Raw genomic sequence first — 18,976 nt, 5'->3', positions numbered from 1 at the left:
AATGGACAATGCTCTCGCCCATCTCGCCGCACAGCGCGTCCTACGTCAACGCAATGCGCTCGCGCTGACATCGCTCATGCTCGCCCTGCTGGCGATCGGCGCCGCAAGTGCGGCGCTCAACCGCGACCGGGAAGTCATCCTGCAGCCAATCGCGCATTCGCCGCTGACGTTAAGCAGCGCAGGCGTGTCCAAAGAGTATCTCGAACTGGTGACCCGCGATGCTGCGCAGCTCGTACTCAATCGCTCCCCCGAAACGCTCGACTACTGGATGAACGCCATTCTGGCGCTGGCGGACGAGCCCGCGCGGGGCAGCCTCAAGCGCGATCTCCTCAAAGTCGTCGACGAGCAGCAGGGATCGCAGATCACCCAGTTCTTCACGATCGACTGGCTGCGGACCGATTCCGAGGCACTGACCAGCGAAGTCGGCGGCGTGCTGCACACCGTCGCTGGCTCGAAGGAAGTCACGACCGAGCACCGCATTTTCCGCTTTACCTGGCGCTACACCGGCGTGTCGCTGCGGCTTGCCGGTTTCGGCATGGTCGAAAAGCAGGAGACGCCGGAATGAGCGCACCTGCCTACTCGCTCATGGGATCGCCATGCATGGCCGCGGTCGGCGCGACGCTGGCATGCGATCTGCGCTGCCTTGGGCGCCGCAGCCTCGGTGTCGGCCTGATCGGTCTCGCGTTTGCATGCTTTGCGCCCCCGGCCCTGGCCGACCAGTCACTGCTGGTGGCCGACAACGGCGAGGTGCGCTGCGAAGCCTCGCTCAAGGACCTGACGCGGATATCCCTGAAGGACGACCAGTTCGCCTCGGTGTCGAAGGTTGCCGCCGGCAATGCGTCCGAGGACTTCCAGGTGGTGAATGAGCCGGTGCGCGGCGACATCTACCTCTCGGTCCCCGAGGGCTTTGCACGGCACACGCTTACCTTCTTCGGTACGACACGGCGCGGGTATGTCTACAAGTTCGCCTGCACGGTCGCGGGCGACGAACCGCGCCAGGTGTTCATTGCCAATGCCGATATCGAGCATCCGCCAGCAGCGGCCGATGGCAGTGGCACCGCCGCGCTCGCCGACGAAGAGATCGCGACGCGTCTCGTCTATGCGATGGCAGAACAACTGCCATTGGACGGCTTCGATGTCCGCTGGAAGCCGCTAACCCCGGTCATGGCAGGCACGCTCCGCCTCCAGGCGCTGGGGACTTACAGCGGGGTCATGCTGATCGGCCGGATTCTGCGTCTCGAAAACCGGGGAAGCGCAAGCCTGCCCTTGCGCGAGGATCAAGTCGCTCCGCGTGGGGCCATAGCGGTCAGCATTGCCAGCCCCGTGCTGGCGCCGGGGCAGGTGACGACGGCCTGGGTTGTCGAACCCGTCCGCCCGACGGAAGTCGCCCGATGATCCGCAACCCGTTCCGCCCTGGGCAGGAGCCGTCGTCCAGCGATACCACCGACAACGGTGACCTGATGCGCAACGAGCGCGCGGCACGGCGGCAGAAGCTGCTGCTCTATGGCTCGGGCGGGGTGCTCTCGGTCGTAGCGATGGCGTGGATCCTCCAGCCATCGGCGAGTGAACTGGGAGCAGCGGACGCGGCCAAGGACGGCGAGGTCAAGGTTTCGACCGACGACATGATCAATCGCAACATGTCCGAGCGCGAATGGATGGCGCTCTCCGAAGGGCAGATGGAGCAGTACGGCAACCAGATCAAAGGCCTCGAAGGCAATGCCGAGCGCATCCAGCAACTCGAGGAACAAATCCAGGCGCTGCAGGGCCAGAAATCGGCGATGGCCGAGGATGGCACGCGAGTGATGTCGGCCTACGAGGCGGAAAACCAGCAGTTGCGCGCGCAACTCCAGGCCGCGCAAAGCGCAGCCCCGCGAGCCGCTGCGACGGGACCGACCGCGCTCTATGGTCCGAGCGCACCCGGAACCTACCGTGTCGCCGGGACAGGATCTGGGAGCCCCACGTCTCCCGCGGCTGGCGACGGCGCAACGGCGGCGATCGATGCCGGGCCCGTGCGGAGCAACGCAATCGCACTTGTCTCCTTCGGCAGTGCGACTGGAACCGCCGAGCGCATCACCCCGGGCAAGACCACGAGCTTTACTGACAGCGCCAATTACCTGCCGCCCAATTCGATTGCGCGGGCGCGGGTGGTGGTGGGCGTCGATGCGACGACTTCGGTGCGCAGCCAGTCGGACCCGCTGCCGGTGGTGCTGCGGATCACGGGGCCTGCACGCTCGGTCTACGCCGAGGGCCGGCTGCTCAAGACCCAGATCGAGGGCTGCATGGTCAACGGCGCGGCAAGCGGAGACCTGTCTTCGGAGAAAGTCTACGTGCGCTTGCAGCGCATGACCTGCCAGCAGCCGGGCGGACGCTTTGCCGTGAGCGAGGTCAAGGGCTTCATTGCCTTCGGCGGCAAGACCGGCGTCCGCGGGCGCGTGGTGAGCCGCGAGGGCGGGCTGATCGGCCAGGCGTTCCTGGCAGGCCTTGCCGGCGGTATCGGGCGCGGGTTCTCACTCAATTCGGAAAGCGCCTTCAGCGGTACCAGCGTCAGCGTCAATGGCGAGCGTCAGAAGCTCTCGCCCGGGGAGATCGCACAAGGCGGTTTCGGGTCGGGGATCGCGGGGTCGGCCGACCAAGTTTCCAAATACCTGATCGAGCGGGCCGAGCAGTATCAGCCCGTGATCGAGATGCCGACCGGCATCGATGTGGAAATCGTCTTTCTCGACGGGGTGTTCATTCGCAACTGAGGAGGTATGCGACCATGCGACAACGGTTCGCAATCATCGGGATCACTGCACTGGGCCTGATTGGCGCGGGCACGTTGACGGCAAATGGCGCACTGGCGGCGGGTGATGGCGTCGATGCACGCGCGGAAGCTAGCCTGGCGCGTGCGCTCGCAAAGCGCCTGCCGCGCACCAAGGCGACCAGGATCGACTGCGGCGTGGTCGCCGGATTGTGCGAGGTGCAAGCTGGCGCCAATCTCTTCTACACCGACCGCAGCGGGCGCTACCTGGTGGTCGGACGTGTCTACGACATGGAGACCCGTCAGGACCTGACGGCGGCGCGGCTGCTCCAGATCAATCCCGATATGCTCGCGGGCACCGGGGCGATGGCCGCACGCGACGAGGAGGCTGGATCGGATATGGGCGAGGGGGCTGACGCTGCCTATGCGACCGCGTCACCCGGCGGCGCGGGGGCGAAGCAGCCAGTAGCGCAGGCGGCCCCAATGGCGCCCACCACCTCGGTGTCGCTGGCGGGCCTTCCGGAATCAGGGGCGATCGCCTGGGGCAGGGGCCCTAGCCGCATCACCGTGTTCAGCGATTTTCACTGCGGGTACTGCAAGCTGCTGCACCAGCAGTTGAAGGCGATGGATGTGCGTGTGATCGAGCGTCCGATCTCGCTGCTCGGCACGCGCATGGTCTCGAACGCGGTGATCTGCGCGGCCGACCCCCAACGTGCGCTCGAGCAGGCCTACGATGGCGCGGACCTGCCAGCTCGCGTCTGCGACACGAGCGGACTCGATGCCAACGAGCGCTTTGCGCGGGCGCACGGCTTCGACGGAACCCCGGTGATCGTGCGTGAGGATGGAGCGGTGCTCCATGGCTACCGCCCGCGGGAAGTGCTTGAGGCCTGGGTGGCGGCGGGCCGTGCGGGAGGCAAAGCGTCATGAGTGTGCGGTCGGTCGCCTTCGCAATCGCGATGGTACTGTTGTCGAGCTGCGCGATGCTGCGTGACAACGTCAAGGGCAGCTTTGCCTGCCAGGCACCGCAGGGCAGCTGTGCGCCCTCAAGCATCATCGACGACGCCGCGCTTCAGGCAATTGCCAGCGAGGACACGACGATGATCCGCGGCGGTATGATCGATAGGGGTCCTGGAGGCAGGGCGTCCGCCGAAGTGCCAGCTGGGACCGCGTCGAAGGTACGGCGAACGGCGGGGGTTCAACCGGCGCCACGACCGCAGACGTCGCGCGTGCTTCGCATCGTCTTTCCGGCGCATGTCGATCGCTATGGCCGGCTGCATGAAGCCGCCGCGGTGCAAGTGGCACTATCCGAATCCGCAATCATGCCGACCTTGGCCGAGCGCGACGGCGCAGCGCTGGCGAGCAGCACCCGTGACCTGCTAGGCTTGGCCGCAGACGCGCCCGAACTGACGCTCGATGGGGCTGCCTCGCTAACGCCCGCAGTGCCTCCTGCAATCCCGTCGCATGCCGCCGCTGGCAGCAGATCCGCGATCCAGCCCGAGTCGCCAGTCGAGGCGATCAAGGCCGAAGTCGCGGCTGTTCTGGCGCCTGCGCGCAAGGCGCCCGATTTGCCTGTCGCCACGGTGCAGGTCCCGTGATGCTCGCGCGCCTCATCGAACTGGTGACCGGCGATGCGGGGCGACCCGAGCCGATCCCGGCATCCCGCGAGGTGCCGATGTTGGCGAGCCTGCTCGGCTATCGCTCGTACAGCGCGCAGCAGGCGCTGTTCTACCAGACCCGCTCGAAAGGCTTTGTACTGGAGCTTGCCCCGCTGATCGGCGCTGACGAACGCGTCGCCGACATCGTCGAGACCGTCTTCGCCGACGTGCTTCTGCCGGGCGCGCAGTTCCAGATCGTCAACTACGCGAGTCCGCGCGTCGCGGAGAAGATCCAGGAATGGGTCCTGCCACGTGTGCGCGCAGGTGCCGTGTTCGAACGCCTCGCGCGCTATCGGCTCGATCTCCTGCGCACCGGCGCCTGGACCTCGCTTGCCAGCGACGGCCCCTTCTGCCTGCGCCAGTTCCGCGTGCTGATGAGCGTCGGCGCGCCCGATGGTGCGGGGCTGTCGGTTGAGGATCTCGTAACCATGCGCGAGGGCATCGTCGCGGCCTTCGACTCGATCGCGGTTCCAAGCCGGGTGCTCGATCCGCTCGATCTGATCCGGTTCATCGACGATGTGCTGTGTCCCTCGACCGGGGCGGGCGACGATGCCGCGCTTTATAGCACGCTCGATTCGATCAACGAGCAATGCGTGCGCCGTGACCTCGTCACGCGTGTCGAGCCCGAGCGCATCGTGCTTCATGCGCCGTCGTTGCGCCCGACTGGCGCAACCGTCGGCGATGTTCCAGAGTTCGCCGAATACAGCCCCGACACCTTCGATGTGCGCACGATGGCGGTGCGCCATTTCCCGGAGCGCTGGGCGCCGTGGGACACGCAGAAGATCATCGGCGATGTGTTCAATCCCAAGCTCTGCCTGCCGTGCCCGGTGCTCCAGACAATCTGCGGGGTGATTCCGGCAACCGAGACTTCGGAAACGCGCGCCGGATTCAAGTTTGCGCGCACGACCCAGCTTGCTGACGGCAAGGCCGCGCGCCTCGTGCCGACCTTGAAGCGCCAGTCGCGCGAATGGGAGCATGTCCAGGAGGAAGTACGCCACGGCCAGAAGCTGACGCGGGTCTATTATGCCGTGACGATGATTTCTCCGGCAGGGCGCGGCGAGGTCAACCAGCGCACCTTGAAGGCGATCTACAAGGCAGCAGGCTGGGACCTGATCGACGAGACCTATCTCCAGGTCATGGGACTGCTTGCCTCGTTCCCGTTGCTGCTCGCCGATGGGCTTGCCGCAGACCTTGGCCGGATGAAGCGGTTGCGCACGGTGCTCTCTGCCAATGTGGCCTCGATGGCGCCGCTGCAGGGTGAATATGTAGGGGGCACGATCCCGCACCTGCTCTTCGTCGGGCGACGCGGCCAGCCTCAGTTCTGGTCGCCGTTCCAGAATGCGGCAGGCAACCACAATGTCGCGATCGCGGGCAAGTCCGGCTCGGGAAAGTCAGTGCTGCTCCAGGACCTGACCGCAAGCCTCGCTGGCGTCGGCGCGCGCACCATCGTCATCGACGATGGCCGCTCGTTCGAGCACATGGCCAAGGCCTTGGGCGGAACCTTCAGCGAGTTCCGCCTGTCCTCGGGGATTTCGCTCAATCCGTTCCGGATGATCGATGCAGAACTTGCTGCCAGCAACGAAGACTACCGCGTTGATTGTCTTGCAATGCTGAAGGCCATCGTGGCGCAGATGGCGCGGTTCGAGACGCGGCTCAACGATACCGAGCGTGGCCTGATCGACGCCGCCGTCAACCATGCCTGGGAGAGGCTAGGCGGCGAGGGCACGATCGATGCGGTGATCGACGCCTTGCGTGGGACAGGCAATCTTTTCGCCGAGGATTTGGCAACCGCGCTGCTCCCCTTTGCGTCGAGCGGAACGTTTGGGCGCTTCTTTATGGGCGAGGCCGCGCTCGACCTATCAGCCGACCTCACCGTGTTCGAGCTTTCGGATCTTTCCTCGCGCGAGGAACTGCGCAGCGTTGTGCTGACCTCGATCATGTTCGTTGCTTCGCAAACGATGCGCAAGCTCGACCGCGCCATCCCCAAGGCGCTGATCGTCGATGAAGCCTGGCAGATGCTTAAAGGCGGGGCGATGGCGGATTTCATCGAGACCTATTCGCGCACCTGCCGCAAATATGGTGCATCGCTGATCACCGCGACGCAGTCGATTAACGACTATTACAAGTCCGATGGCTCGCGCGCAGCGCTTGAAAACTCCGACTGGTTCCTCGTGCTCCAGCAGAAGGCGGAGACGATCGCGGATTTCCGCAAGTCCGACCGCTTCGAAATGGACAACCACACCGACGCGCTGCTGCGCTCGCTCAAGCGCCAGGGCACCGAGTACTCGGACCTGTTGATCCGCGGTCCGGACACCCAATCCGTATGCCGGCTCGTGCTCGATCCGTTTTCGGCGACCCTCTATTCGTCGAGCCCGGCGACCTTCGCCCGGATTGAGCAGGCATTGCACGAGGGCCGCGGGATGGCTGACGCGATCGAGACGGTGGCGTTTGCGGGCAAGGATAGTCGGCCCGCACACGTCAATCTGGCGGGGGGCGGACGATGAGCGCGACGGTACAAGCCCGCTCCGATGTTGGGCGCTACCTTGCCAATGGCTTGCGCCTCACCGGATGGCTCGCGGTCAATGCGCTCGTGGCCGTGGGCGCAATCGCAGCAGGGGTGCTGGCGCTCGGCAACTTTTGCCTCGGCGATACGATGGCGCAGTTGGGCAATCTCGCCATGCGGTTCGACACCGCGTCTGCGCAGGCGCAGCACGGCTTTGCGGTGCTGCTCGCCCTCACCTGGAGCTGGGGCTTCGGTGCGACGGCATTCTTTCGCCGCGCGACGATCGCGCGCGCGTGGGAGCAGGGAAGGGGGGCGGTATGAGCGACGATCCCGAATGCGAGCGCTCGCTCGGCGCGCCTCCCGATGAGCAGTTCCTACCAGTGGTGAGCGGCAAGACTGGCCAGCGATGCCGTGGCAGCATCGCACAGGGGCAGCTGCTGTTGGTAGCGGCGCTGATCGCCGTCTTGTGCTGGGGCGCGTGGATGACGCGGGCGATCCTCGACTTGCGCGCCGCGCCAGCGCGCGTGGCGAAGGTGCAACTTGCCAGCCTCGTCGGCGACTATGTGCGTGCCGAAGCGCGCGGGAATGCCTCGCCCGACCAGATAGGTCCGCGCACCGCACAGTTCATGAAGGTGCTTGATGCGACAATTGCGCGTCATGCGCGCGGTGGACAGATCATCCTGGTGAGTGAAGCGGTGGTCGGCGGCAGTGTCCCCGACATCACAGCCGACATTGCCCGTGAAGTGCGTCTCACGCTGCCTGCGGTGCAGCCTGCGTCCTCATTGCCCGGTCCTGGTGATGCGACCGGTCAGCGCCGCGATGCGGGCGACGTTGAAGCCCGCATGCGCGACTACCTGCTGCACGAGGGTGCGCCGCAATGACGGACCTCTCCAGCCCCGCCTCGACTGCACCTGTGTCAAAGGGCGATCGCATGTCGACACGCATGCGCATCGCATCCGGCGCATTGCTGGCCATGAGCTGTATCGTACTAGGGGCGCTTTCCGACTGGTGCTCGCATCATGTCCTGCTGATCAACGCGTCGCAGTCGCTGCCGAACTGGGCCTTCCTCGTCGAGCGCGGACGATTTCCTTCTCGAGGCGACTATGTCGCGTTCGCACCGGGTCGCGATCCGCTGGTTCGGCGGCATTTTGGGGAACAGCCTCCCGCATTCGTCAAGATCGCCTATGGCATGCCGGGCGACCGGGTGGACCGCGCGGGATCAGTAGTGCGGGTCAACGGGCGCACGATCGCGCGGCTCAAACCCCGCACGCGGCAGGGCGAAGCCCTGGTGCCGGGACCGCTGGGCACTGTGCCCCAGGGATGCGTCTTTGCGGCCTCGCCGCACAGGGATGGCTTCGACAGTCGCTATGCTGCGATCGGCTTTGTCTGCCGTGACCGCCTGATTGGCCGCGCGGAGGCAATCCTGTGACGGGCCTCGTCCAGCGTGGGGCCAGCATTGGCTTTATAGCAGTTCTTGCAATGCTGACCGGGGCTGCGAACCCCGCCAGTGTCTCGCCGTCACAGAGCCAGGGCCACGATCTGGGCCGCTTCGGCGAGACCTGGCCGGTGATCGAACCCGATCTGCTTTCGATGATCGCAGCGCGGCTCAAAGCTGCGCAAGGTTCGGGCCAACTCGACCAGTTGAACCGCGCCTTTGCTGCGCGCGCCGAAGCACGCGTGATGAACCCGACTCCCGTCGGGGGGCTGAGCCCTGCAACAAAAAGCCGCAGCTGGACCTATGATCCGGCGATGACGCTGTCTGCAGATATCCGCGATGCCAAGGGCGTGCTGATTGCGGCGCGGGGCACGCGGATCAATCCGCTTGATCTCGTTACGCTGCCGCGCATGCTGCTTTTCGTTGATGGTACCAGCGATAGCCAGGTCGCCTGGGCGCAGGCGCAGGGCGACGATGCGCATGTCTCGATCATTCTGGTCGCCGGCTCTCCCTTTGCGCGCATGCGCGCGCTCAAGCGCCGCGTGTGGTTCGACCAAGGCGGGACACTCACTGCGCGCTTTGGCATCGCTCATACCCCGGTGCTCGTCCGCCAGCGGGGCAAAGCCCTGCAGGTCGACGAAGTAGCGCTGCCTCCCGAAGCGCACAAAGACGGTGATCGGACATGACTGGGATGCGTCGGCGGCTGACGGATTGGCTTCCTGCACCACTTGCGGCGCCGGAGGCGCGAGCCTTGCGCGGGGCACGCCTGTCCTTGCTCGCAGCGCTCACCCTGCTGGGCGCGGTCACGCTGTTCTGGGACGACCTTGTGGTTGTCCTTGGTATCCTCGCTGCAGGCATCGCCGCAGGACTGATCGCCTACATTGTCGTGCTCATGCCGTTCTGGCTCATCGCCAAGCACAAGGCCGATGCCGCCTGGCTCGACCGCCTCAACCGCAACGATGATGTTTCCAGCACTGGGGAAACGGAATGAGCCGTGTGGTTCGCCTCGTGCTGACAGTGCTGGCGCTGGTGCTCGGCACACCCGCCGAGGCGCAGGCGCCCTCGCGTTGCACGGGCAGTTTCGTCAACCCGGTAACCGACGTTTGCTGGGGCTGCCTGTTTCCGCTCTCGGTGGGTTCGATAAAGATCTGGGGGTCGAACCGCGCCGATACCCAGAATCCCGGCTTTCCGCTCTGTGCCTGCGGTTCGCCGATTCCGCGGGTCGGCGTTGCCTTGGGGTTCTGGGAGCCCGTCCGCCTGATCGATGTCACGACCAAGCCGTTCTGCTTTCCGAACCTAGGCGGGATCAAGCTCAATCCGGGGTTCAATGTCGGCAACGGCTATGTGAGCCAGGGTTCGCAGATCGGCGGGCGCGGGCAGAACACCGCCAAGTACCACGTCCACTACTACGTCTATCCGCTGCTCTACTGGCTCGAGATCCTCACCGATTTCCTGTGCTTCGAGAAATCGAGCTTCGACATCGCCTATGTGACCGAGCTCGACCCGACCTGGCAGGACGATGCCCTGACGACGATCCTCAATCCCGAGGCGGCCCTGTTCACCAGCGTCCCGGCGCAAGCCGCCTGTGCGGCCGATTGCGTCGCTGCAACCACCCATCTGCCGCTCGACAAGCTGTTCTGGTGCTCGGGCTGCAATGGGCCGATGTACCCGATGAACGGCAATATCGGCGCCAATGTCGGGATGGAGCAGTCCTCGCGCCTCGCCGCCGAGCATATGCTCTACAAGGTGCATCGCGAGGGCCTCGCCTGGGGCACGATGGGCTCGAAGGGGCTGTGTGCCAAGTACCTGATGCCGATCCTCAAGAAGCAGCAATACCGGCTGCAGATGGTCAATCCGGCGCCCATGGTTTCGGGGCGTGAGGCCTGTTCCCCGATCGGAGCGAGCACGATCCTGCCGCATTCCGGCCGGGTCTATCCGGTCATCGGCGAGGACGTGGGCTTCCTCGTCTGGCGCAAGCGCAACTGTTGCGTGCTATGAGGACCCGCAGTCGCACCCGGCGCCTGACGCTGCTCGCCCTGTTGCTCACGGTGCTCGGCGGCGTTGGCGTCGCGCTTGGCCAGAAGGCTGATCCGGTGAACCTTGATGCGATCAGCGCGCGTACACAGGCGCAGCAGAACGAGGCCGAAGACCTGGTTGCTGCTGCGCTGGCGCGGGCAGAAACTGCGCGTCAGGATGCCGCCGAGGTGGCTGCGGGCGGGGAGGCAGCGTTGCGCCGGGGCCCCCAAGCCACCGATGCCGGTGCGACTGGCGCAGCGGGGCCGGTCGACCTCGATGCGATGATCGCCGGCGCACGCGAAACGCTGACGCCTCCGCGCAGCGGGCCAATGCTGGTGGCTTTCGCCAGCCTGTCGATGCCCGAAGCGTCCCTGCGGCGTCTGATTGGTGATGTGACCGCCGCCGGCGGGGTAGTGGTGTTTCGCGGATTTCCGGCAGGGAATCCGACGCGTTTTGCCCTCGCCATGCAAAAGCTGGTGACGCGCGAGCAGGCGGCGAGTGTCCTGATCGATCCGCGCCTCTTCCGCGTCTTTGCGGTACAAGCCGTGCCGACCTGGATCGCGACTACCAGCGATTACGTCCCGTGCGACAGTCTCACCTGTGTCTCGGAGGTGCCGCCCTACGACCGGATCGCCGGGAATGTGACCACGCGCTATGCACTCGGTGCGATCGCCGATGCAGGTGGAGCGGGCGCTCCCGTCGCCCGTGCAGGTCTGGCCCACCTGGGTGGACCTCAATGACGCGGCGCAGCCTACCGTTCCTTGGCCTTGCGATGCTGGCAGCCGGCGTTCTGAGTAGTCCTGTGCGACACAGTGCTTACGCACAATCTGCCGCGCAGCAAGGCGAGGCGCTTGGGAGACAGATCCAGGCGACAGCCGGCGCCAACGTGACCGATACGGCCGCGCCCATCGCTGTGCCCGGCTATGCAGGCAGCGACTTTGCAACCGGGCGGCTTGTCGATGACACGCAAGCGCTCTCGAGCGAAGGTGCAGCGGCGGTGGGCGGGTCCACTGCAGCAAGAGTGGTGCTTGATCGACGCCGCCCGCAGATCGATCCCCAATCTGTCGATCTGACGAGGGCTCAGCAGGTTGCGGCTGCGCCGGACGACTTCCTCGGAGCAGGGGAAGGTGTCGAAGGCTCGAAGGGCAAGTGTCAGCCCCTCCCGGCAAGCAACGAGAGCAGTGTCACATATTTCGAAAGCTGCAACGATGGGGCAAAGCTCACGCAAGAAGCCAGAAGCTGCAATGCTGCGATGGTGGTCCGTGAGGCAAGCCGGTCGATCTACGATTACGAATGTGAGCTTAGCCCCGGCGATACCTGCGGCGTGTTTGCGTCGGCGATTACCGCAGGCACGTGCCACCTCACCGGGCAGAAGCGCGAGCAGGTATGTTTCAAGGACGACGGCGAGATTTGCTCGCGACCCGTGCTGGCGCTGATCAGGACGCTCGAGTGCAGTGCGGCTGTTCCTGCTGTCCCGGTGCCCGAACCTCGCGTTGTCACTGAACCCGCTCTGGTCCTGGACGAGACTGCGTGCGCGGCCGTGACAGCGGGCGCGAGCTGCACGCTCGATGCGCAGACCTGCACCGACAGCGACCCTGCTACACGCTCGATCGACGGTGTCAGCTGGACACAAGCCTGCTGGAAATGGCGACGCGATTTTACCTGTTCGGGCGTAACCCAGGCCAACGACTGCGCAGGACTCAAGGCCAATCCTTCATGCACATTCGATCACGCGGAATGCCTTGATGATCCTGCCGATGGCCCATGCAAGGTTCGGGACGAGGTCTATCGTTGCACGATTCCATCTCAGAACAGTGGTCCGCCCGCTTCGCTGTGCGGATCGGACCTGTACTGCCTTCACGGCGAATGCACCAGGATCGTGCGCGAGGCCTCGACCGAATTCCAGGACGCGCTCGTGGCGACCCATGCCATGGGCGATGTGCGTGACCAGTTTGACGAAGGCGACCTCTCGCTGTTCAAGGGCGAGGCGACGGGGTGCCATCGTCCGCTCTTCGGCCTCGTCAACTGCTGTGCCGGAAAGAGCTCGGGCCTGCTCTCTGCGGCTGCTGGCGGTGCGGCACTCGCGGGCGGACCCGCCGCAATCGCGGCGCTGGCAACCCCATTCCTGACCCAGTTCCTGTGTTCCTCTGAAGAGAAACAACTCGACATCAAGGACCGTATCGGCCTGTGCCACTATATCGGCACCTATTGCTCCCAAAAGGTGCTGTTTGTCTGCACTGCCAAGCGCAAGAGCTACTGCTGTTTCCCGAGCAAGCTGTCGCGCATCATGCAGGAGCAGGGCCGCGCGCAGTTGGGCTTGGGCTGGGGAAGCGCCAAGCATCCCGAATGTCGCGGGTTCACCGTCGAGGAGTTCCAGCGGCTCGATCTCGGCAAAATGGATTTCCGCGAGGTCTATGCCGACTTCACTGACGCCGTGAGGTTGCCTGATGAAGTGGCGGCAAGCGCTGCGATCCAGACGAAGATCCGCGACTATTATCAGCTGCATGCTTCGAGCGGCCCATGAACCGGCGAAGAGGATCTCCCATGTCCAGATGGCGTATCGGTATCGCGATCCTTGCCGGGCTCGCTTTCGGCATCGCGGCAGACCTGAGCGCTGCAAAGACTCCCGCGCTCGATCCCGTCGGTCTGCCCGAGCCAGTCGCCGGCCCCATGCCAGCAGGTGATGTCTTCTACTGCGAGGAGCGCAAGCTCGGCACCTGGTTCTACTGCGATCCGCCGCCCGCGCCCGACAATCCTGCGTCGCCCACGACGACCGAACAGCAGGCGGCGGAAAGGCTGGCCGCGATCGGACGCCAGCTCGATGAACTGAAGGCGCGCGCGATCCTCGAGCCGACCACCGCCAATGTCAGCGCTTATGCTGCATTCCAGCGCGAACAGATGAACCGGGCCTCGCTCTTCGCTGATGTCTGGAGCCGCGCGGTCTGGCAGAACCCTGCGCTTGATTACACCCTGCAGCGCCCCGTGGGCACGCTTGGCAAGCGCGAATGGCTGGCGACACGCAAGGCCGATCGCACTGCGACGATGGCTGCACTCGCCAAGCGTTACGGGGTCTACTATTTCTACGCCTCGACCTGTGGCGCTTGCGACGTCTTCGCGCCAATCCTCAAGAGCCTGTCGGATCAGTACGATCTCTCCGTGCTGCCAGTCTCGATGGACGGCGGCCGTTCGGGCGCGTTCCCGACCTTCGTCGTCAACACAGGCCAGTACGAGAAGATGGGCCTCTCCGGGAACCAGGTCCCCGCACTCGTGCTGTTTGACACGGCTACACGGCGTCCGGTGCCGATCGGCTACGGGATCATGTCAGCCGACGAGGTGATCGAGCGGATCTTCACGCTGACCCGCGTTGAACCCGGGAGCGACTATTGATGCGCACGAGCCTCCAGACCTTCGCGCGCACGCTCATGCTGTGCCTCGCGCTCAACTTCGGCCTTGCAGCGCCTGTCAGCGCGGGCGTCAACGCCGAGCTCAACAGCTTCTTCAACGACATGGGCGGGGCGGCCAATGTGACCGGGCCATCGGCGTACCAAGGCCAGTCGGCGGGCTATTACACCGGTGGCAGCCTGTGGACGCGATTCCCGCAGGAGAACGTGAACCCGGTCAATCTCCAGCTCCCCAACGTCAAGGCGGGCTGCGGTGGCATCGATCTGTTCGGCGGGAGCTTTTCCTTCATCAACTCGGACGAGTTGATTGCGCTTCTGAAGGCGACCGCGAGCAATGCGCTAGGCTTTGCCTTCATGCTCGCGATCAAGTCGATCAGCCCGCAGATCGCCTCGACGCTCGAGGACCTGTCGCAGAAGGTCCAGCAGCTCAATCAGTTCAACATGAACTCGTGCGAGATGGCGCAGAACCTGGTGGCGGGGCTCTGGGGCAAGCAGGCAGGCCGCGAGGCCGAGATCTGCAAGTACATCGGCAACAGCCAGGGGGTCTTTTCCGATTGGGCCAAGTCGCGCCACGAGTGCAACGAGGGTGGCGCGCGGGCCTCGACGCTTGCAGGTAATAGTGATCCGACAATCCCCTCGCAGTCCTACAACTACACCTGGGACATGCTCAAACGCAGCTACCCGGCGTTCGACCAGGATTTTCGCGAGTACCTGATGACGCTGGTGGGCACGGTCATCTACGTGAGGGCTGACAGCGATGCCGGGCACCCCTCCTATCGCTACTTGGGGCAGGGTGATCGCGCGATTCTGACCGCGCTGCTCGACGGTGGCAGCGGCGCCAAAGTTCTGCGCTGCGACGATGCCGACAAGTGCCTGAACCCGACGATGGGGACGCTGACGATCGGCTCGGCACAGGCGCTCAAGCCCCGTATTCGCACACTGATCGAGAGCATGAACGCCAAGGTGCGCTCGAACAGCGCGCTGACGCCCCAGGAAATCGGGCTGCTCGGCTCGACCAGTATCCCGCTCTACAAGATCGTCATGGTCAATGCCGCGGCGCAGCTGGGCGGCATGTCGCCGTCGGACATGGACAACCTCGCCGAAATCGTCGGGGTCGACATGCTCGAGACGCTGGTGCGCCAGTTTTACAACCTCGTGAACCAGGGTCAGGCGAGCTTCCACAACGCGGACGCCGAAACGCTCGGCCAGTGGCGCGAGCAGTTGCGGTCGGTTTCTTTGGCGATGGACAGCGAGAGCAACGGCCTCAACGCGCGGCTCACCCGCATGCAGGTTGTGCTCGACCGCACGGTGTTCCTCGAGCGCACATTGCGCAACAACCTGTCGCCGCAGGTCTCAGCGGCGCTCAGTTTCTCGCGTGGGCTCTCCGCGCAAGGACTGCAGTAGGGCAGGGTCGGGACCGTGCTCGAGATCTTCACGATCGGGGGCGGCGAGCCGATCGTCAACGTGCTCAATGCGGTCGCGGCCTGGTGCGGGGGCGGGGGATTCCGCTCGTTCATCCAGGTGGTGATGGTGATGGGCTTGGGCTATGTACTGCTTGTCGTTGCTTTCACGCTCAACTGGCGGGCATGGTTCAACTGGTTCGTCTCGGCGACGCTCATCTACCTGTGCATGATAGTGCCCACGACGAGTGTGAAGGTCACCGATCGCGTGAACCCGAGCCTTGCGCCAGCCACGGTCGACAACGTGCCAATAGGCCTTGCCGCGATTGCCTCGTTCTCGAGCCAAATCGGCGACTGGCTGACGCGGCGCGCCGAAACCGTATTCGTGATGCCAAGCCAACTGCGCCTGTCGACCAACGGCATGCTCTATGGCGCACGGCTCTACGACCGCACCCGCGGCTTTGTTTTCCATGACCCGCGCGTGCGTGCCAATGTCGAGGAGTATTTCCGGCAGTGCCTGTTCTATGACATCCTGCTGGGCTTCAAGACGACGGACCAGCTTGCCAGCTCGACCAATATCCTCGTGGACATGGGACCCGGATCGCCCGCGCGGGCGATGAAATGGCTGAAAACACCGAGAGATGGCGGTGGTAGTGAAATCCGCACCTGCGCGGTCGCCTACACCGCATTGCGCAATGTCGATATCCCGGGGGCGACAGACAATGAACTGACGCGCCTTGCGCCAGCAGCGTTCCCGAACCTTGCTACCAGTGCGGCGAGGACCAAGCTGATCGCTGACCTGCCGGTAGTGTCCCAGGCGTTCCACGGCACTGCGCAGAACGCGAACACGATCTTCCAGCAGCGCTCGCTGGTAGATGCCTTCCTCGAGGCCCGCGCCAATCTCGATGCTTCTGATGGCGATACGTTCGCGATGCTGCGGGCCGACGCGCAAGCACGCAATACCTACACCTCGATTGCGCAGCAGGCGATGACCTGGGTGCCGCTGCTCAATATCGTGCTCACCGTAGTGTTCTACGCGATGTTCCCGGTGATCTTCCCGCTGTTCCTTATGCCCCAGACCGGTCCACTCGCGTTGCGAGGCTATCTCACCGGCTTCTTCTACCTCGCAGCCTGGGGGCCGCTCTACGTCGTTTTGCACATGTTCGTGATGGATCGAACGATTGCAGCGATGAAGGCCGCGGCGCCAACAGGATTGACCATGGCGGGGATGGAGGGGATCGATGCCGTCAATGCCGATACCGCAACAATCGCGGGTTTCCTGATGATGTCGGTGCCCTTCCTGGCGGCCGGCATGGCTCGGGGCGCGATGGCAATAGCGAGCAACGCTACCTCGATGCTGGCGCCGGCCCAGAATGCAGCCGAACAGGCCGCCACCGAGCGCACAACCGGCAACTACGCCTATGGCAATCTCAGCTACCAGAACCTGACTGCCAACACCGTGCAGCGGGACCAGTGGAATGAGGCGCCCAATTTCACTGGGGGCTTTGGCTACAACACCTTCGTCAATGACAACGGCACGACAAGCTCATCGACCGCTAATGGTACGCGTGTTGAGAATGTCGCGCGCGGAATCAGCGCCTATGGCTTCAAGCCGACGGTCAGCGAAGGTTTCGTCGGCGAACTGCGCAAGTCGGCTTCGGAATACCATAGCCGGGCGAAACAGCTGCGTGAGGCAGCCGCCGAGAACTGGCGGCAGGGTGAGCGGTTGAGCCATAGCGTGGCCAGTGGAAGCCGGGCGGGCGCGGGTAGTGAAAGCTCTAGCGGCAATCAGTCCGGGACTTCGAGGTCCGAGTACGATCGGCGCTCCCGGTCAGAAGGCAACCAAACAGGCAGCAATCGGACGATCAGCGATACGACGTCTGCGAGCGAAGGGGCGCGAGACAGTTACTCGTCGGGCACTGCCACAAACTGGAATCTTGCGGGAAGTTTGAATGCTGGCGGTCGCGGTGGCCGCACAGGCGCTGGTTTTGTGGGACCGAGTTCACTGACTGGTGGCTATGGCATCAACGCCCGTGACGGTGTTGCTTTTGAGCAAGGCACCAACCGTGCGCGGAGCGACTCGTCATCGCAGTCTCAGGGCGAACATTATCGCGATGAGCATACCGGTGGCCGCGATGTGGCGAGCAGCAATGGGACATATAAGCGGGAAGGTGCCTTCAGTCGGAACGAGGTGTTTTCAGAAAACCGCTCTGCATCGGAAAGGTACTTTGAGCATGCGCGTTCATTGGAGCAGCAGGCGGCCCATTTGGACGAGGTCGGTAGGCGGCTCGAGCAGATTGCCTCATACAGCGAAACTCACGGGTATCAGCTGAGTGAGGACATGTCGCAGTACGTCGCCAGTCGCTACTACGAGAAGACGAGTAGGCCCTACCGTGGGCTGGGTGCACCTTCGCTGCTCGATACTAATCCCACCAGTGCGCAACGTGCAGCACGTGATCTCGTCATTGGCAGGATCGTCGACGACTACGTGCGTTCTGATCTGGAGCGAGTGGAAGGGCAACTGGTTGATCCTTCGGAGGGCTCGAAGCCGATTTCGGCTCCGCCAATATGGTCACCTGAGCAATTGAGCGGTGGCTTGTCCGATCATGCTCGAAACGTGGGGCATCCGGTCGGCACTTCGAAAGATACTGGCGTTCGGCAGGAACTGACGAAGGGGGCGGAGGAATTGGACCGGGCCAAGGTGCGTCAGGAAGGTTCATTCTCCGATGGCGTCCGCGGTGCGCAAGATCTTCAGGTGGACCATGCGCGCCGCACGGACAAAGCCTGGTTCCGGGACGGACAGGATTAGCCGCGGAATGGGATGCCCGAGGCAACGACCAAGAAGATGGCGACGCCGACTAGAAACAGCAGGAGTTGGGGCCAACTAGGGCGCTGCAAACCCGCTGAGGCTTCATGGCTTTCATCCATGTCATCCATGGACTTGCGGAGATACACATCGATGTCGTTCTCGCCATCATCAAGGCCGAGTTCGGCTTCCCACATGGGCGCGTGCTTGCGCATCGGCATCTTCCTTTCGCAGGAAAGATACCATGTGTTTCAGAATGTTGAGAGGGTTTTGATTGCCACTGAGAAGTGACCCGGGAGAGGCGGTAATTTCCACTGAGATTTGACCCATGTTTTGATCGTTTCCCTGGCTGGCAGTCGGGGGATCATGGAGTGATCGACATGGCGTTATTGAGCGTGATCCGCCGCTGGCATTTCCGCGAAGGGATGCCGATCCGGGAGATAGAGCGGCGCACGGGCTTGTCCCGCAACACGATCCGCAAGTACCTGCGTGTCGGCACAGTGGAGCCGCGGTTCAAGGTGCCCGAGCGGCCGAGCAAGCTGGACCCGTTTGCCGAGACGCTGTCAGGTTGGCTGCGGATTGAGGCCGGCCGGTCGCGCAAGCAGCGCCGCACGGTCAAGCAGATGCACGCCGATCTGGTGACGCTCGGCTATGCTGGTTCGTACAATCGGGTCGCCGCCTTTGCCCGGGAGTGGAAGGCCGACCGCCAGCGCGATGCGCAGACCAGTGGCCGGGGCACCTTTGTGCCGTTGGTGTTCATGCCGGGAGAGGCCTTCCAGTTCGACTGGAGCGAGGACTGGGCGATCATCGCCGGGGAGAGGACCAAGCTGCAGGTCGCGCACAGCAAGCTCTCGCACAGCCGCGCCTTCATCGTCAGGGCCTACCTGCTCCAGACCCATGAGATGCTGTTTGATGCGCTGACGCAGGCGTTCCGGGTCCTGGGCGGGGTACCGCGCCGTGGAATCTTCGACAATCTATGGACGCCTCCCGCCGCAAGATGATTCTGATCGGTACAGTTGG

The 18,976-nt window shown here is 64.2% G+C and carries 18 protein-coding genes and 1 pseudogene; 18 read left to right on the top strand and 1 reads right to left on the bottom strand.

The window, feature by feature from the left end:
- The first annotated feature begins 1 nt into the window (after position 1).
- The 17 genes from AX703_RS05800 (at position 2) to AX703_RS05720 (ending at position 17,959) form a co-directional block, all read left to right on the top strand.
- Positions 2-565 carry a type IV conjugative transfer system protein TraE gene (locus AX703_RS05800; protein ID WP_062343228.1) on the top strand — a complete coding sequence of 188 codons (564 nt, stop codon included), beginning with the start codon at positions 2-4 and terminating at the stop codon, positions 563-565.
- Positions 562-1,395, top strand: a complete 834-nt coding sequence (locus AX703_RS05795) for a type-F conjugative transfer system secretin TraK (protein ID WP_062343227.1) — start codon at positions 562-564, stop codon at positions 1,393-1,395. Before AX703_RS05800 ends, AX703_RS05795 begins: the two co-directional genes overlap by 4 nt.
- A complete protein-coding gene (locus AX703_RS05790) occupies positions 1,392-2,744 on the top strand; it encodes a TrbI/VirB10 family protein (protein ID WP_062343226.1) in 1,353 nt (450 codons plus the stop codon). The genes AX703_RS05795 and AX703_RS05790 overlap by 4 nt, the downstream gene beginning before the upstream one ends.
- 14 nt (positions 2,745-2,758) lie before the next feature.
- A complete protein-coding gene (locus AX703_RS05785) occupies positions 2,759-3,667 on the top strand; it encodes a DsbC family protein (RefSeq protein WP_062343225.1) in 909 nt (302 codons plus the stop codon).
- The gene (locus AX703_RS05780) at positions 3,664-4,335 is read left to right on the top strand and encodes a hypothetical protein (RefSeq protein WP_156451931.1); all 672 of its coding nucleotides are present in this window, start codon (positions 3,664-3,666) and stop codon (positions 4,333-4,335) included. Before AX703_RS05785 ends, AX703_RS05780 begins: the two co-directional genes overlap by 4 nt.
- A complete protein-coding gene (gene traC, locus AX703_RS05775) occupies positions 4,335-6,899 on the top strand; it encodes a type IV secretion system protein TraC (RefSeq protein ID WP_062343223.1) in 2,565 nt (854 codons plus the stop codon). Before AX703_RS05780 ends, traC begins: the two co-directional genes overlap by 1 nt.
- A complete protein-coding gene (locus AX703_RS27795; protein WP_062343222.1) occupies positions 6,896-7,219 on the top strand; it encodes a hypothetical protein in 324 nt (107 codons plus the stop codon). The genes traC and AX703_RS27795 overlap by 4 nt, the downstream gene beginning before the upstream one ends.
- The gene (locus AX703_RS05765) at positions 7,216-7,779 is read left to right on the top strand and encodes a TrbI F-type domain-containing protein (RefSeq protein ID WP_082734443.1); all 564 of its coding nucleotides are present in this window, start codon (positions 7,216-7,218) and stop codon (positions 7,777-7,779) included. The genes AX703_RS27795 and AX703_RS05765 overlap by 4 nt, the downstream gene beginning before the upstream one ends.
- A 62-nt stretch (positions 7,780-7,841) precedes the next feature.
- Positions 7,842-8,327, top strand: a complete 486-nt coding sequence (locus AX703_RS05760; RefSeq protein WP_062343237.1) for a S26 family signal peptidase — start codon at positions 7,842-7,844, stop codon at positions 8,325-8,327.
- A gap of 50 nt (positions 8,328-8,377) precedes the next feature.
- Complete coding sequence (gene traW, locus AX703_RS05755; protein ID WP_062343221.1) at positions 8,378-9,019, top strand: type-F conjugative transfer system protein TraW; 642 nt, start codon at positions 8,378-8,380, stop codon at positions 9,017-9,019.
- A complete protein-coding gene (locus tag AX703_RS05750) occupies positions 9,016-9,324 on the top strand; it encodes a hypothetical protein (RefSeq protein WP_156451929.1) in 309 nt (102 codons plus the stop codon). The genes traW and AX703_RS05750 overlap by 4 nt, the downstream gene beginning before the upstream one ends.
- Complete coding sequence (traU, locus tag AX703_RS05745; RefSeq protein ID WP_062343219.1) at positions 9,321-10,331, top strand: conjugal transfer pilus assembly protein TraU; 1,011 nt, start codon at positions 9,321-9,323, stop codon at positions 10,329-10,331. Before AX703_RS05750 ends, traU begins: the two co-directional genes overlap by 4 nt.
- Positions 10,328-11,089 (top strand): type-F conjugative transfer system pilin assembly protein TrbC, encoded by a 762-nt coding sequence (gene trbC, locus AX703_RS05740; RefSeq protein WP_062343218.1) that lies wholly within the window; start codon positions 10,328-10,330, stop codon positions 11,087-11,089. The genes traU and trbC overlap by 4 nt, the downstream gene beginning before the upstream one ends.
- A gap of 62 nt (positions 11,090-11,151) precedes the next feature.
- On the top strand, positions 11,152-12,873 hold the full coding sequence (locus AX703_RS05735) for a conjugal transfer protein TraN (protein WP_197423629.1): 1,722 nt from the start codon (positions 11,152-11,154) through the stop codon (positions 12,871-12,873).
- Positions 12,874-12,893: 20 nt separating this feature from the next.
- On the top strand, positions 12,894-13,736 hold the full coding sequence (gene traF, locus AX703_RS05730; protein WP_062343216.1) for a conjugal transfer protein TraF: 843 nt from the start codon (positions 12,894-12,896) through the stop codon (positions 13,734-13,736).
- The gene (locus tag AX703_RS05725; protein WP_062343215.1) at positions 13,736-15,154 is read left to right on the top strand and encodes a conjugal transfer protein TraH; all 1,419 of its coding nucleotides are present in this window, start codon (positions 13,736-13,738) and stop codon (positions 15,152-15,154) included. Before traF ends, AX703_RS05725 begins: the two co-directional genes overlap by 1 nt.
- Before the next feature lie 15 nt (positions 15,155-15,169).
- Positions 15,170-17,959, top strand: a complete 2,790-nt coding sequence (locus AX703_RS05720) for a conjugal transfer protein TraG N-terminal domain-containing protein (RefSeq protein ID WP_062343214.1) — start codon at positions 15,170-15,172, stop codon at positions 17,957-17,959.
- Here the strand turns inward: AX703_RS05720 and AX703_RS05715 are convergent.
- On the bottom strand, positions 17,956-18,171 hold the full coding sequence (locus tag AX703_RS05715; protein WP_156451928.1) for a hypothetical protein: 216 nt from the start codon (positions 18,169-18,171) through the stop codon (positions 17,956-17,958). The two genes, AX703_RS05720 and AX703_RS05715, sit on opposite strands and share 4 nt — an antisense overlap.
- A 165-nt stretch (positions 18,172-18,336) precedes the next feature.
- Here AX703_RS05715 and istA point away from each other — a divergent pair.
- A pseudogene (istA, locus tag AX703_RS05710) lies at positions 18,337-18,939 on the top strand (IS21 family transposase); the annotation flags it as partial.
- Between the last annotated feature and the right edge of the window lie 37 nt (positions 18,940-18,976).

The organism is Novosphingobium sp. CCH12-A3 (assembly GCF_001556015.1).
GTDB classification, from domain to species: Bacteria; Pseudomonadota; Alphaproteobacteria; order Sphingomonadales; family Sphingomonadaceae; genus Novosphingobium; species Novosphingobium subterraneum.
Note: the sequence above shows the minus strand (reverse complement) of the source record. Positions and strands in the feature narration are given on the sequence as shown.

Bases quoted from the DNA above. Each gene is read 5' to 3' on its own strand.
- AX703_RS05725 (WP_062343215.1), top strand. From the start codon at position 13,736: ATGCGCACGAGCCTCCAGACCTTCGCGCGCACGCTCATGCTGTGCCTC.
- AX703_RS05780 (WP_156451931.1), top strand. From the start codon at position 3,664: ATGAGTGTGCGGTCGGTCGCCTTCGCAATCGCGATGGTACTGTTGTCG.
- trbC (WP_062343218.1), top strand. From the start codon at position 10,328: ATGAGGACCCGCAGTCGCACCCGGCGCCTGACGCTGCTCGCCCTGTTG.
- traF (WP_062343216.1), top strand. From the start codon at position 12,894: ATGTCCAGATGGCGTATCGGTATCGCGATCCTTGCCGGGCTCGCTTTC.
- AX703_RS05790 (WP_062343226.1), top strand. From the start codon at position 1,392: ATGATCCGCAACCCGTTCCGCCCTGGGCAGGAGCCGTCGTCCAGCGAT.
- AX703_RS05765 (WP_082734443.1), top strand. From the start codon at position 7,216: ATGAGCGACGATCCCGAATGCGAGCGCTCGCTCGGCGCGCCTCCCGAT.
- AX703_RS05785 (WP_062343225.1), top strand. From the start codon at position 2,759: ATGCGACAACGGTTCGCAATCATCGGGATCACTGCACTGGGCCTGATT.
- AX703_RS05760 (WP_062343237.1), top strand. From the start codon at position 7,842: ATGCGCATCGCATCCGGCGCATTGCTGGCCATGAGCTGTATCGTACTA.
- AX703_RS05795 (WP_062343227.1), top strand. From the start codon at position 562: ATGAGCGCACCTGCCTACTCGCTCATGGGATCGCCATGCATGGCCGCG.
- AX703_RS05715 (WP_156451928.1), bottom strand. From the start codon at position 18,171: ATGCGCAAGCACGCGCCCATGTGGGAAGCCGAACTCGGCCTTGATGAT.
- traU (WP_062343219.1), top strand. From the start codon at position 9,321: ATGAGCCGTGTGGTTCGCCTCGTGCTGACAGTGCTGGCGCTGGTGCTC.
- AX703_RS05800 (WP_062343228.1), top strand. From the start codon at position 2: ATGGACAATGCTCTCGCCCATCTCGCCGCACAGCGCGTCCTACGTCAA.
- traC (WP_062343223.1), top strand. From the start codon at position 4,335: ATGCTCGCGCGCCTCATCGAACTGGTGACCGGCGATGCGGGGCGACCC.
- AX703_RS27795 (WP_062343222.1), top strand. From the start codon at position 6,896: ATGAGCGCGACGGTACAAGCCCGCTCCGATGTTGGGCGCTACCTTGCC.
- traW (WP_062343221.1), top strand. From the start codon at position 8,378: ATGCTGACCGGGGCTGCGAACCCCGCCAGTGTCTCGCCGTCACAGAGC.
- AX703_RS05750 (WP_156451929.1), top strand. From the start codon at position 9,016: ATGACTGGGATGCGTCGGCGGCTGACGGATTGGCTTCCTGCACCACTT.